The 12547-nt window shown below is 61.8% G+C and carries 13 protein-coding genes and 1 tRNA gene; 5 read left to right on the top strand and 9 right to left on the bottom strand.

What is annotated here, in order from left to right:
- Positions 1–44: 44 nt before the first annotated feature.
- Together V5N47_RS06055 and V5N47_RS06050 are read left to right on the top strand one after the other, a co-directional pair.
- Positions 45–734: an ABC transporter permease gene (locus V5N47_RS06055; protein ID WP_338729972.1), complete on the top strand. Its 690-nt coding sequence runs from the start codon at positions 45–47 to the stop codon at positions 732–734.
- Entirely contained in the window at positions 731–1483 is a 753-nt protein-coding gene (locus tag V5N47_RS06050; protein ID WP_338729971.1) for a phosphate ABC transporter ATP-binding protein, read from the top strand. Before V5N47_RS06055 ends, V5N47_RS06050 begins: the two co-directional genes overlap by 4 nt.
- On the opposite strand, the gene V5N47_RS06045 is transcribed toward V5N47_RS06050, so the two are convergent.
- The 3 genes from V5N47_RS06045 to V5N47_RS06035 form a co-directional block, all read right to left on the bottom strand.
- On the bottom strand, positions 1480–2157 hold the full coding sequence (locus tag V5N47_RS06045; protein ID WP_338729970.1) for a TrkA family potassium uptake protein: 678 nt from the start codon (positions 2155–2157) through the stop codon (positions 1480–1482). The genes V5N47_RS06050 and V5N47_RS06045 overlap by 4 nt on opposite strands.
- Positions 2158–2631: 474 nt before the next feature.
- Positions 2632–2703, bottom strand: a tRNA-Thr gene (locus V5N47_RS06040).
- 48 nt (positions 2704–2751) lie between these two features.
- Positions 2752–3426 (bottom strand): hypothetical protein, encoded by a 675-nt coding sequence (locus tag V5N47_RS06035; RefSeq protein WP_338729969.1) that lies wholly within the window; start codon positions 3424–3426, stop codon positions 2752–2754.
- 60 nt (positions 3427–3486) lie between these two features.
- Here V5N47_RS06035 and V5N47_RS06030 point away from each other — a divergent pair, with 60 nt between their 5' ends.
- Entirely contained in the window at positions 3487–4185 is a 699-nt protein-coding gene (locus tag V5N47_RS06030) for an enoyl-CoA hydratase/isomerase family protein (protein ID WP_338729968.1), read from the top strand.
- A gap of 24 nt (positions 4186–4209) precedes the next feature.
- A complete protein-coding gene (locus V5N47_RS06025) occupies positions 4210–4791 on the top strand; it encodes a MoaD/ThiS family protein (protein WP_338729967.1) in 582 nt (193 codons plus the stop codon).
- Position 4792: 1 nt separating this feature from the next.
- Here the strand turns inward: V5N47_RS06025 and V5N47_RS06020 are convergent, their stop codons facing one another.
- The 3 genes from V5N47_RS06020 to V5N47_RS06010 all read right to left on the bottom strand — a co-directional run bounded on the left by V5N47_RS06020 (position 4793) and on the right by V5N47_RS06010 (position 9398).
- Entirely contained in the window at positions 4793–5626 is an 834-nt protein-coding gene (locus V5N47_RS06020; protein ID WP_338729966.1) for an NAD+ synthase, read from the bottom strand.
- Positions 5627–6285: 659 nt separating this feature from the next.
- Positions 6286–7521 (bottom strand): MFS transporter, encoded by a 1236-nt coding sequence (locus V5N47_RS06015; RefSeq protein ID WP_338729965.1) that lies wholly within the window; start codon positions 7519–7521, stop codon positions 6286–6288.
- 62 nt (positions 7522–7583) lie between these two features.
- Positions 7584–9398: a hypothetical protein gene (locus V5N47_RS06010; protein WP_338729963.1), complete on the bottom strand. Its 1815-nt coding sequence runs from the start codon at positions 9396–9398 to the stop codon at positions 7584–7586.
- Between the two features lie 367 nt (positions 9399–9765).
- Here V5N47_RS06010 and V5N47_RS06005 point away from each other — a divergent pair, with 367 nt between their 5' ends.
- On the top strand, positions 9766–10389 hold the full coding sequence (locus V5N47_RS06005) for a transcriptional regulator (protein WP_338729962.1): 624 nt from the start codon (positions 9766–9768) through the stop codon (positions 10387–10389).
- Positions 10390–10398: 9 nt separating this feature from the next.
- On the opposite strand, the gene V5N47_RS06000 is transcribed toward V5N47_RS06005, so the two are convergent.
- Genes V5N47_RS06000 through V5N47_RS05990 form a run of 3 tightly spaced genes read right to left on the bottom strand, consistent with a single transcriptional unit; the run spans position 10399 to position 12542 of the window.
- The gene (locus V5N47_RS06000; RefSeq protein WP_338729961.1) at positions 10399–11097 is read right to left on the bottom strand and encodes a hypothetical protein; all 699 of its coding nucleotides are present in this window, start codon (positions 11095–11097) and stop codon (positions 10399–10401) included.
- 30 nt (positions 11098–11127) lie between these two features.
- A complete protein-coding gene (locus tag V5N47_RS05995; RefSeq protein WP_338729960.1) occupies positions 11128–11409 on the bottom strand; it encodes a hypothetical protein in 282 nt (93 codons plus the stop codon).
- Positions 11410–11459: 50 nt separating this feature from the next.
- Positions 11460–12542, bottom strand: coding sequence for a PQQ-dependent sugar dehydrogenase (locus tag V5N47_RS05990; RefSeq protein WP_338729959.1), 1083 nt, complete (start codon positions 12540–12542; stop codon positions 11460–11462).
- Positions 12543–12547: the final 5 nt, after the last annotated feature.

Below are 12547 nucleotides of genomic sequence, written 5' to 3'. Positions count from 1 at the left end.
GGCCACTCGTGGCCTTTTAGTCGTCTCCCGCCCGAGGACAGCACGTGTTAGAGAGTCTCGCTGACTTGAACTGGCGCTATCTGGTCAGCATCATCGTCGTCTCGCTGCAGGTGAGCACGACCGCCGTCTTGGTGAGCACCCTGCTCAGCCTGCCAATTGCCTTTGGTGTGAGTTTCAATCGCTTCCCCGGCAGGGGACTCGTCACGTCGGTTATCAACACCGGCATGGGTTTTCCGAGCGTCGTCGTCGGATTGCTGGTGTTGCTCATGCTCTCTAACTCCGGGCCGCTTGGCAGTCTCGACCTCCTGTTCACCGTCGAGGCGATGGTCATTTCACAGGTCATTCTCGCCACCCCGGTCATCACGAGCGTCACGCTCTCTGCGCTCTCGGGCGTCGAACAGTCGGTCAAAGACGCCGCCTACGCGAGCGGCGGCACTCGCGTGGACGTCGCCCTCGTCGTCATCAAAGAAGCCCGCTACGGCATCATCACGGCCATCCTCGCAGGTTACGGCCGGGCCATCAGCGAAGTCGGGTCGGTGCTCATCGTCGGGGGGAACATCGTCCTTTCCGACGGAACGTCGCTCACCAGTACGCTGACGACGGCCATCACCGTCGAAGCCCGCCGCGGCCGGTATGAGACGGGAATCGCCCTCGGCATCGTGTTGCTCGTGCTCGTGCTCGGCGTGAACGCGCTCGGCGCGTGGGTGCGCGACCGCGGGCGGTGGGACGCATGATTCAGGCTCGCGCACTCTCACACGGCTTTAATGGCACCGACGTGCTCTCGGCTGTTTCCCTCGATGTGTCCGCGGGCGAAGTGCTCGCCATCGTCGGACCGTCGGGGACGGGCAAAACCACCCTGTTGCGTCTACTCGCGCTGTTCGACCCGCCACAGGCGGGCGACGTACTCGTCGATGGCGACGACGTCTGGTCACTCTCGCGTGAGGAGCGCCTCGCTCGCAGGCGGCGCATCGGGATGGTGTTCCAAGACCGGAGCCTGTTCAGCACGACGGTTGCCAAGAACGCGGCGTACGGCCTCGACGTGCGCCAACCGTGGCCAACACGCCTCAAACACATGCTGACCCGCGAGCGTGCGCCATCTGCGGTGCTCGACGCGCTCGATACCGTTGGCATGCGCGACAAAATGAGCCAGCACGCCCGGGGGCTGTCTGCGGGCGAAGCCCAGCGCGTCGCCTTTGCCCGAGCGCTCGCGGTCGAACCCGACGTGCTGTTGCTCGATGAACCGACTTCGAACCTCGACCCGCGGAACACCGCGCTGCTCGAAGAAGCGGTCACACGGGCGCGAGACCGCGGCATCGGCGTCGTCATCGCCACCCACGACATGCAACAAGCACGGCGCGTCTCAGACCGAACCGCGGTGCTGTTGGCTGGTGAGTGCATCGAGTACGGCGCGACAGAACGGGTGTTCGAACGCCCACACGACGAGCGGGCGCGAAAATTCATCACCGGCGAATTAGTGTATTAGCTGGCCGTCGCCGTCCGATTCGGCCCGAGTAAGACCTGTTTTACGGCGTCCATGTCGCCAACCTCTGCGATGATGGAAACGCGGTCACCCGGCTGGATGACGGTCTGTGGGAGCGGAATCGTCTGTGCCTGGTGCGCCCGGCCGTGGGCGTAGAGTACGGCCCCCTCAGGCAGGTCGATTTCGCTCACGTGCAGGTCGATGATGGGCGAATCCTCCGGCAGCGAGAAGCTGGCGAGCGAGAGGTCTGCGGTGAGGTCTGCAATGATGTTGAAATCCCCGCCAAGCAAGGCGTTTTTCGCCCCGATTGCGCCGAGGCGTTCGGGGTAGATGATTTCGTCTACGTCTGCGGCGTACTTCTCGTAGATCTCCTCACGGTAGTCCTCGTCGATGCGCATGACTGTCCTGCAGCCGTGTTTTGCGGCGACGATGCAGGCTGCGTAGTTCACATTCAAGTCACCAGAGAGGCCGCCAAAGGCGTCTGCCGAGTTGAGGTCGGCGTGGTCGAGGGTGGCTTCGTCCATCGCGTCGCCCTCGATGACTGAAAACCCCTCTTCGCGCGCTCGGTCACACTTTTTCGCGTCGATTTCGATGATGGTCACGTCGTGACCCTCCTCTTTCAAGATGCGCGCCGTTCGGTGTCCCACACGCCCAAATCCGACAATCACATACCTCATCGAGGTGTCATACGTCGGCTGGCGTAAAAACGTTAGTTACTGTCTGTCATGGCGAATGGTGCCGGTCGAGCCATCGCGTGCTGTGACGGCGCCGGAGGCTGGTTTCCACGCGAATTCAGGTAGCTAGATAGTTAATTTCACACAATACCACACTAGATATAAGGGCGTACATCGACTACGACCGATAGGGGGTGGGACGCGGTGACTGCACGGCGGGTCGACTTACAGCGACCCGTTGTACTCCGCTTTGAACTGCCGTCGGTACTGGGGTTCCGGCGGCGGTCTCCGCTCTTCCGTTCACGGCGACACGTCGTGTCCACGTCCGTCATCACATCGGTTCGTGGGTGACCTGTCGCTCCGTCTCCTGCCCCCGCTTCGTACGCGACACAGACAGTGGCAACTCGGAACGAGTGTTTGTTCGGCTCTGCGTTTATCAGCTGGCTCGCTGCGCTTGCCGTATAATTTCGTCAGAAAAGCCTAGGCCGGGATTTGAACCCGGGCTCTCGTCCTTACCAAGGACGCGCTTTACCGCTAAGCTACCCAGGCAGGCAATACCAACTTACGCCGTCCCGTCTTTAGACGTTTCGATTCGCGTCAGGGGTCGGTCGCCGAGGTGCGGACGCCGTCGTCCACTCCTAGTCCCGCATCGTGGGCGGCGAGATGGCCCGCGAGCGACTCTGTGACGGCGTCTGTGAACAGGAGTTCCGGGTCGGGAAACACCACGTCGTCGTAGGTGGTGGTCAGGTCGCGGACGAACGTGCGGAGTGGGGGTGAGGTGGTCGCGCCGACGGCGGTGGTTCCGGCGACGAGCGCGAGGTCGAACACGTCGCGTTCTAAGTTGCGGTCTAAGGTGTCGGTGTCGGCATTGGCGTCCGCGCGGCGGGTTTGGTCGCGGCCGAACGCTTGGACGGTGGCGACGGCCTTGTCTGCGGCTTCGGTTCGCGCGAGGAGATGAAAGCCCCGCGAGACGAGCACGTCTGCGGCGAGTACGTCCAAGTTCGCTTGCTCGACGTCGGTTTCCCACGAGGGGTTTTGGGTGAGCGTCCGGGTGAGTCGGAGGCCTTCGTAGATCAGTTGAACACCTGCGGCTCGGGTGCGAATCGCGTTCGGCTCGACGTTGTCGACAGCCTGCGCACAGAGAAGTGTCAGAACGCCCGGGGCCATCGACCCGGCAGAGAGTATGGCCTCAATATCGCCACGCAACCGCGCTGGCTCGATATCGCGTATCGCGTCCAGTGCGGCGTGGCGAACCGCAGCGGCTTCCTCCATTGCCCCAATTTAGCGTCGGGAAGGGCAAAGACCTTTGGAAACGGACGGTCACTTCCTGCCATGATTTCGACCACGGACACCGACGGGCTACGGGTGGTCACGCTCGACCGTCCAGACCAGCGAAATGCGCTCTCTAAAGACGGGCTCCGCGCGCTCGAACGCGCGGTCACCGAGACGGACGCTGCCGTCATCTACATCCACGGCGCGGGCAGCGCGTTCTCTGCGGGCGCTGATTTGGCTGAAGTGCAGCAACTCGACGGTCCGAGCGCGAAGGAGTTCGCCGAACTCGGCCAGCGCGTGGCGACCGCCATCGAGGACACAGAAGCCGTCACCGTCGCGGGCATCACTGGCCCGGCACGTGGCGGTGGCGTCGAGATGGCCCTCGCGTGTGACCTGCGGGTTGCTACCCCGCGAGCAACGTTCGCCGAACCGGGCGTCGTGTTCGGCCTCTTTGGCGCGTGGGGCGGGACGGTTCGCCTGCCGAAAATCGTCGGGCAGGGCGAGGCCCTCGACATCGCGCTCACTGGCCGCGTCGTCGATGCCGAAGAAGCCCTCCGGATGGGTCTCATCTCCCAAATCACGGAGAACCCGCAGGCGGTCGCAGAGCGTATCGCCACGAACAACCCGGAGGCGCTCCGCGTCGTGAAACAACGTGTCCGCGACGAGGCCGAAGCTCCGGTCCAAGAACAGGCCGAAGCCGAAGCGTTCGCCCACCTCGTTGAGACGGCGGTCGATTTTGACGCGCACCGAAAAGGTTGAGTTTGCGCCATGAGTGGCTAACCCATGCCCGAGTGTTCGTACTGCGACGAGGCGTTTTCTTCTGCGGATGCCTATCACGACCACCTTCGGAGTGACCACGCCGCAGAACTCGGGCCAATCGACCGCCGTCGCGTCGGGCTGACCGAGGACGAGCCTACGGCCACCGATGTGGCTCCCTACGCGCTCGTCGTCGTCATTCTCGCCGTCGCGGGCGTCATCGGCTACGTCACCTTCTTCGCGGGGAGCGACAACATCCAGCCGACCAACCTCGGCGGCGCACACTTCCACGGCCCTATCACCGCAGAAATCGGCGGTGACCGACTCGATTTTAGCCAGTCGCGCTTCCAGAATCAGGATAGGGCGTTCCACTTCGAAGGCGGCGACGGCTCTCAGTGGCACGGCCACGCGAATCAAATCACGCTCAAGTACGCGATGGACACCCTCAACATCTCGGTGACGGAAGCGTCTGTGAGCTACGACGGGACCACCTACGCGCAGGCAAACGGCGACACGGTTCGCGTGCAGGTGAACGGCGAGTCAGTGAACCCAGCCGAGTACCTGCTGCAAGAGGGCGACAGAATCACGATTATTGCGAGACGCGGCTGAGTTAGAGCGAAGAAAGGGACGTTGGTCCCGGCGGGACGTTGCGCTTGTGCTCGCTGTTCGTATACAGTTCGTCAACGCGGTCGACGACCGAGTCACCCACGCCGAGCGCCGCTACCGTCTGCGCCTTGGTGAGCGGGCCATCGACGTAGAGTGCGAGCACCTGGTCTAAGGTGTCGTAGGGGACGCCCATCTCCTCCTCGTCGGTCTGGCCAACCCACATTCCTGCGGTCGCGGTTTTCGCGGCGAGGTCTTCTGGCACGCCGATATGGCGGGCGAGTTGGCGCACCTGTCCCTTATACAGATTCGCAATCGGGTGGCAGTCAACCGCGCCGTCGCCGTACTTCGTGAAGTAGCCAACGAGCGCCTCAGAGCGGTTGCCCGTGCCGAGGACGAGCCGCGATTCGTGGTTCGCCACGAGGTAGTTGAGCACCGCCCGCGTGCGAACGCGGACGTTCCCGGCGGCGAGTTGGTCGTCTTTGGCTTCTGGAACGGCAGCCAAGAACGCGTCCACAATCGGATTGATTTCGATGACGTCGTACTCGATTTCGAGCAGTTGGGCAACGCGCTCTGCGTCGCTCATGTTGTCCGCGGCGTTCACCTCACTCGGGAGGACGAGGCCGTGGACGTTCTCTGTGCCGAGTGCCTCGACGGCGAGGTGGGCGGTGAGCGTCGAATCGATGCCGCCAGAAAGGCCAAGCACGGCTCCGTCGACGCCCGCAGCGCGCACTTGGTCGCGGATGAACTGGGTGATGTGTTCGCGGTGTGCCTCTAGTTCCTGTTCGGTGAACGAGAGGTCGATACGCTTTCCGGCGTCAACCGTCTGCGTGTCTGTCATTGGCGAGAATACGGGTGGGAGTGTCAAATAGTCTTGTCACTGCGGCGATTTTGTGGACGATTGTTGCGTCTTTTGGTAGTATGTAGCTTCGAAGACGCAAAGCCGAGTCTCTCCGATAGTGTTTAGAAAATGTGTCGGCCGGGAGTGAGCACCGCGAAAGCGGTGCGAACAACGGAGAGACGTGGTCTCTCCGGGAATTCACCGAGCAAAGCGAGGTGAACGTCGGCCGACAAACGACCGCAGGGAGTGCGTCGGCCGGGAGTTGAACCAGAGCAAGACGGTCGCGCTCACTGCGTTCGCGCGCTGCGACTTGCAGGGTTCGAACTCCCTACAGAACGATGATGTCTCTCACCTCCGCTCGAGACAATAATGCGTCGGCCGGGGAGTTCACCGAGCAAAGCGAGGTGAACGTCGGCCGACAAACGACCGCAGGGAGTGCGTCGGCCGGGAGTTGAACCCGGATTAGAGCCTTGGGAAGGCACTGTCATGCCATTAGACCACCGGCGCTCGTTACACTCGCGCCGAGCCGTACCTCACTTCGTTCGGTACGACACCGGCGCACTCACATCGTCGTGAGTCACTGGCGTTCAGTGTGCGTCTTTTACTTCTCCGTCTTTGCACTTGAACGTAGCGCTTCTCACGGCGGTTTTGTGACTGGCTCATCGCGTGCCATAGGTTCCGGGAGCGGGCAACAAGCCGTAGGCAACGGCGGCGAGGACCGTCACCACGCCGAGGACGAGAAACGTCGTCTCGAAGCCGGATGTGTCGCTGAGAATGCCAACGAGCGCCGGGCCGGAGGCGCTCATGAGGAAGAACACCGTGCGCACGAGGCCCCACGCCGCCCCCTGTACCTCGTCGGGGAGGAGGCGAATGATGTAGGCGTTGGTCACGGGATACCCACCGAGTCGGACGCCCATCACGACCGCGAGGATGGCGAGCGGGATGAGGCCGGAGACGAACGGCAAGATGAACAGCGGCACCGCGGCGATGGCGGCTGAGGCGACGAGGACGATGCGGTCGTTGTAGGCATCAGCAATCCCTCCGGCGAGCGGCTGAGCCACCGCCGCGGCGAGGAATATCAGTCCGTAGAGTCCGGCGGCGGTCCCTTGGTCTAAGCCTTTTGCCTCTGTCAGGTAGGTTGGGAAGAAGGCGGCGAACCCTTGAAAACTCAGAATCAACAGCGTGACGGCAATCACCGTGATGATGACCGGGCGAGTCAGCACGCCGCTGATGATGCCGTCCATGTCGCCTGCAACGCTCCGGCCGTCGCCGCCAACCGCCGCCGACCGGGCGTGGGGAACGACTCGCCAGACGTAGAGGCCGGTGAGGAGAAACAGCGGGACGGTGAGGCCAAGCGTCGCGCGCCAGCCGACAGTCACGACGAGGACGCCAGCGAGAAATGGGAGCACTGCGCCGCCAATACTGCCCGCAGAGAGCGTCACGCCAATCGCCGTCCCGTCGCTTTTGTCGTACACCGCAGAGAGCAGCGTCCCGCGCGGTGGGCCGTAGAGTCCCATGGCGAGGCCGAGTATTGCACTCGCTGCGACGAGGATGCCAAACAGCGGGGCGGCCGCAAGCCCGACGATGGCGAGTGCGGTGAGGCCCATACTCGCCCCGAGCAGCGTTCGCTCGCCGAGGCGGTCTACGAGCAGTCCGGCAGGAAATTGCGACACGGCGTAGCCAACCCAGAGCGCGGAGTAGGCGAGTCCAGCGGCCGCGTTGGAGAGCGCGAACGTCGTCTTAATCTGCGGGAGCAACGCGGGAATCGCGGCCCGAAGGCCGTAGACGAGAAACCAGCCGAACGAGATGGAGACGAGAATCGGGCCCCGGCCGTTGCTCCACAGGTTTCGGATGCTCGCGCTGAGGGAGCCATGTTCTGCAACGTCGGGGGTCATTCACCGACTCTTTTCCGCGCTCGGTGAAAACCGTATGTGCGTCGTCAGGTGCTGCCGATTTTTTAGAGGCCACCCTGATTCGTGTGCGTGTTCCAGTTGTCTTGGACTCCAGACAGGCTCGTGCCGTCCATGAACCGGTTGCCGCTCACGATTGCGTCTTTGACCGAGGCGCGGCTGTACTGGTAGAGGGTTCCCGACTTGAACTCGTTGTTCTGGAGTCTGACGTAATCTGCGTCGTCGTCGAGAATGAGCGAGATGCCGTCTTCGCCCTTGTTGTGGTAGAACGTACAGCCGGAGATATCCACCCACGGCGCGTCGACGACGAGGCCGTGGCGCTTTTCGCCGGACGCTGGATTCAGCCTGACTTCCCAGTTACGAATCTTCACGTTCGCGCGGCTGATTCTGCCGAGCTGTGCCCGGCTGCCTTCGCCGCCGGTGTCGTTTATGGTCCAGTTCGAACAGATAATCGAGCCTTCGTCGTCGCCATCCCCGGTAAACTCACAGATGTACTGCGAGCGGTCTGAGTTGACGTGGATGTTCGTCAATTGGCAGTGTTTGGTGTCGCCGTTGACCCGAATGAGTTCGGAGGGCGTCCCCTGCTTTGCGTCGATGTAGATGCTGTTTGCGACGGCGTGGCGGGCTTTGGCCACCCAGAGGGCCGCGTAGGAATAGCCGCGGTCTTCTGCGTCGTCGTTGATGAGGTGGCACTTGTAGGCGAAGTCGCCGTCCCCGAGCCGGAGCATCCCGGCCCCACAGTTTTTGATTTGGGTGTTCCGGATGCTCACCTGCCCCTTGTGGCCTGCGCTGTAGATGCCGTTGTTGATGAACCCCTCGATGAACGAGTTCTCGATGACGAGGTGACCAAGGTGGTCTCGTTCGAGCGAAATCCCCATCGGGTGCTCTTGTTCATTCTGCGCGGGGTCGTAGTACCCGCCGTCGGGCATCGTGACGCTCACGTAGCCGCGACCGGTGTTTTTGAGCAAGGTTGGATGGATGGAGTACACTTGGCCGTACTCGCGGTCCATCTCGCCGATGATTTTGCAGTTGTTGATGTAGAGGTACTCGTCAACGGCGGCCTGAATCGAGGACGCAGCCACGTTCTCGGTGGTAATGTCGAACGTGATGTTTTCGGTGAGGAACATGTCCGCACGATTCTGTTCCCCGCTTCCGAGCTTCAGGAAGTGCGTCATCTGTGGGTTGGTACACTTCACCTTCGCCTGCGGCTTGCCGATGATGCCAAAGGCGTCGAATCTCTCCACAGTGACGGCCGTGTTCCACGTGTATTCGCCTTCGGGGAGCACGTAGAGCGTCGTGCTGTTGACGCCGCCGTCGAAGTCGTTTTTGATGAACGCGCCGAGGTCGTCGTCGGTGCCAGGTTCAACGCCGCGTTCGGTCACGTCCACGACGTTCCAGCTTTCTACGGACATCGATTCGAGGACCGCCCCACCCGAGATTTCGAGACTTCCCGGGTTCGCCACGCCTGCGTCTTCCTCTTTTGCGCCCGTGATGGGTGACTGGAACTTGACCGGGCCGGGCCCGCTTTCGTCGCCTTCGTACGCTCGCATAGACCACGTCTGAGCCACGGAGTCGCGCAGCTGAATGCTCCCCTCACCCGTGCCCGAGGTACTCCACGAGGAGTAGTCGTCCTTGGCCTCGATGTCGTCGATGTTGAGGATGTTGTTCCCTTCGAGGTCCAGGTTGCCATCGACAGAGAGCGCGCTCCCTTCCGGCGTCAGACTTTTGAACGTGGGGTCTGGGGAAAACTTGCCGTTCGACGTGAACCCGAGACCTGCAACTCCGGCAAGCGCGAGCAGGCCCCGTCTCGTTGTGTTCACTGTCTCGTCCGCCTCGTCAGCTTCGTTTGATTTGTTACTCATTTTGATTCTCACTCTAAAAAGACAGTAGTGTGAGACTGACTGTTATTATAGGCTGATTAATTCGTGTTGCAACAAAATGATGATTCTGGAGTTACATCTACTGAAACGCTATAATTCGATGTTTTGAACGATTTCAACCGGATTAGCGGCACGAACCGCCGACGCCGCTCGTATTGACATATCTGTGCGTTCACTTGTAGCACGATTCCAATTGTTTCGACACACTTCCACTCGAAAAAATCGAGGGCAGTGACCGCATAACTAGCGGTTAGAAGCTGTGTAACAATACCCATCTCCCGCGCAAGAAGGTGTGGGGGAGAAAAGTGTACGAAACTGTGTTCGGTTATCGCTGCTGTGAGGCTTGGCTGTGAAGACCGTTCAAACGGGTATCGAGATTCTGGACCGAAAACTCGGAGGCGGAATCCCGGCCGGGAGTCTTGTCGCGCTCGTTGCGCCACCCGCGAGTCAATCAGAGTTAATTCTCTTTGAGCTGACCGCGACGCGCGAGACGCTGTATCTCACGACTGCACGGTCTACGGAGGCCGTCCGCGATGCCCTTACGCGTACGAACACCCGGGTTGGGTCGCCAACCATCAAGGAAGTCGAGGCAGACGCACCGATTGACCACGCCCTCCGACTGATTCGTCAGTTGCCAGAGGGCGCAAATCTCATCATCGACCCCATCGACGTGTTGGAGGAAGATGGCGGGATCCGGTATCGAAACTTCCTGAACGACGTGCAGACGCACATGATGAACATCGGCGGCATTGCCTTCTTACACTGCCTCAGTGGGCGTGCCGTTCCACCGATGCGCGACACCACCGAATACATGGCCGATCTCGTGTTCACGCTCGCAATGGACGTGAAAAGCGACAGTATCGAAACGCGCCTCACGATTCCGAAATTCCGTGGCGGCGTGGTGACCGGCGACGTCATCAAGCTCCAGTTGGCAGACCGGGTCGCAATCGACACCAGCCGCGACATCGCCTAACGACACTTTTCACCCTGTCACTACGTCCATGAGCCGTTCTGTTCCGTCTTCTGCAAAGCGAAGCGGCCGTCGCCACCACGGGCCGTTTCCTGAGTCACTCGACCATTCGGTCACAATATGATTCGCCGTCGCGCCTGCTTCTGGCGAACTCAGTGGCACTGCCCGTTCGTACAGTCGCGAACCGTCAGGGTCGCCGCGCACCAACACCCGGGCGTCGAACGGGTCGCGCTTCAGGTGGGCGTTCGACGAAAAGGCGGCTCGCTGTTCGGCAGTGAGGGTTGTGAACTCTTCGCCCGTCACCGGAGCTGCAGCGAGTTCGAACTGGCCGATGAGATAACAGCCCCAGCGCGGCGGAATCCACGACGCAGGCTGGTCACCGACCGTCGAAAGCGTCGCGTAGAAAAACAGGTAATCGCCTGCGGACAGTTCTGCGATGGGCGTTGCCTTCACGCCGAACGGGTCACCGTAGGTGTAGGCTTTACACGGGCCGTAGCCCGCGAACTCAGGGTCTAGGTGAACGGGCGTTTCTCGAATTTCGTCCGGCAGTTCCATCGATAACCCGAGATCTGCGTACGTCGGTACCGGCTCGGTCGTGGCTTTTTCTTCGGGGATTGGTACGTACTCGAAGCTTCCGTCGTCGTAAATCGGGCCACGAAAGCCGGGGGCGTTGGTGTTCGCACCGACGTTGATGGCGACGCTTCTCGGCATAGTCGAAACTCAGGCGGCTACGAATTTACCCTACACGGAGAGCGGTTGGATGCACTGTTTGCAGAAAATAAAAATGGGGTCCGGTTCGTTTTGGGTGCCACAGTGTGGGCAGCTTCTAAACTCGCCTGCGACCGGTCCGCTGTGGCTCTTGAAGTCAGCGCTCGCGCTCGCGGCCTCGAAGCCGGAGGCGTCGCTCGGCGAGAACTGTTCGAAGCGCGAATCGTCGCTCGTTTTGAGGTACTGATAGACCAGCAGGTGGATGATGGTGAACCCGATGATGTAGGCAACGACCCATCCCCACGCGTCGAGCATACTTTGAGATACGGTGTCAAGGTACTTTGTCTCTTCGGCGTTTCAGGCCGTTAGGCGGGCCTGAGTCTGATAATTCGGTCGTCTCCGGATTTCGCCGCCCCGCGCCCGTCTCGGTTGCTGGTCGTGACGTACAGGTCGCCGTCTGGTCCCGAAAATGGCGTCCGAAGGCGGCCGAAGGCATCGACTAACAGCTGTTCTTGTTCGACTACCTCGCGTCCGTCGAAGCGAATCCGCCGCAGATGCGTGGCTTTGAGCGTCCCGAAGAAGAAATCACCCTGCCACTGGGTGATGGGGCCGTCGTAGAACATCGCTCCGCCCGGCGCGATAGTGGGCGTATAGGAGGCAAGCGGGTCGGTGAACTCGCCGTCTGAGTCGCCCATGACGTCCGGCCAGCCGTAGTTGTTCCCGGCTTCGAGGACGTTGATTTCGTCTGAGTGGTCAGGACCGTGTTCGACCGAGAATAGCTCGCCGTCGCGGAACGCAAGCCCCTGTGGATTGCGGTGACCGTAGGTGAACACCTCGTTGTCGAAGGGGTTGTCGGGGTCGGGTTCGCCGTCCAGCGTCAGGCGGAGCACCTTGCCGTTCAGCGTGCTCGTGTCCTGTGGGCCGTCCTGCCGGGCGTCGCCCGCGGTCGCATAGAGCGCACCCTCCGGCCCAATCGCAAGTCGCCCGCCGTCGTGGGTGGTCGCACCCGGAATCCCGTCCAGAATCGGCTCGAACGCCCAGTCGTTCGCGATGTCGTGGCGGAGGATGCGGTTTGCGAGCCCCGACCCCGCGCTGTACGTCTGGTAGGTGTATGCGACCTCCTCATCGGGGTGGAACACGAGGCCAAGCAAGCCACCCTCCCCGCGGGCAGCGGTCGAATCGCCCATGTCGAGCACCACCTCGTGGTCGCCGTCTCGCGCCCGGACGATGCGCCCGGAGCGCTCGGTGATGTAGAGGTCGCCGTCGCGGAACGCCCCGTCCCACGGCACTTCGAGGTCGGTGACGACCGACTCGACGACGATTTCTTGCTCGCCGACGGTCGTCGTCGTGGTTTCGGGGGCCGGGCCGCCAACACCGGGGAGCGTACAGCCAGCAAGTCCTGCGCTCGCGGCTGCGCCGATGCCAGCGAGGTAGGTGCGTCTGTTCATGCGCT

The sequence above is a fragment of the Haladaptatus sp. DJG-WS-42 genome (assembly GCF_037198285.1).
Taxonomy (GTDB): Archaea; Halobacteriota; Halobacteria; order Halobacteriales; family Halococcaceae; genus QDMS2.
This window is presented reverse-complemented; position numbering and strand designations above follow the sequence as displayed.

Excerpts from the sequence above, each read along its gene's own strand:
- V5N47_RS06050 (WP_338729971.1), top strand. The coding sequence starts at position 731 with ATGATTCAGGCTCGCGCACTCTCACACGGCTTTAATGGCACCGACGTG.
- V5N47_RS06045 (WP_338729970.1), bottom strand. The coding sequence starts at position 2,157 with ATGAGGTATGTGATTGTCGGATTTGGGCGTGTGGGACACCGAACGGCG.
- V5N47_RS06035 (WP_338729969.1), bottom strand. The coding sequence starts at position 3,426 with ATGGAGGAAGCCGCTGCGGTTCGCCACGCCGCACTGGACGCGATACGC.
- V5N47_RS06030 (WP_338729968.1), top strand. The coding sequence starts at position 3,487 with ATGATTTCGACCACGGACACCGACGGGCTACGGGTGGTCACGCTCGAC.
- V5N47_RS06025 (WP_338729967.1), top strand. The coding sequence starts at position 4,210 with ATGCCCGAGTGTTCGTACTGCGACGAGGCGTTTTCTTCTGCGGATGCC.
- V5N47_RS06020 (WP_338729966.1), bottom strand. The coding sequence starts at position 5,626 with ATGACAGACACGCAGACGGTTGACGCCGGAAAGCGTATCGACCTCTCG.
- V5N47_RS06015 (WP_338729965.1), bottom strand. The coding sequence starts at position 7,521 with ATGACCCCCGACGTTGCAGAACATGGCTCCCTCAGCGCGAGCATCCGA.
- V5N47_RS06010 (WP_338729963.1), bottom strand. The coding sequence starts at position 9,398 with ATGAGTAACAAATCAAACGAAGCTGACGAGGCGGACGAGACAGTGAAC.
- V5N47_RS06000 (WP_338729961.1), bottom strand. The coding sequence starts at position 11,097 with ATGCCGAGAAGCGTCGCCATCAACGTCGGTGCGAACACCAACGCCCCC.
- V5N47_RS05995 (WP_338729960.1), bottom strand. The coding sequence starts at position 11,409 with ATGCTCGACGCGTGGGGATGGGTCGTTGCCTACATCATCGGGTTCACC.
- V5N47_RS05990 (WP_338729959.1), bottom strand. The coding sequence starts at position 12,542 with ATGAACAGACGCACCTACCTCGCTGGCATCGGCGCAGCCGCGAGCGCA.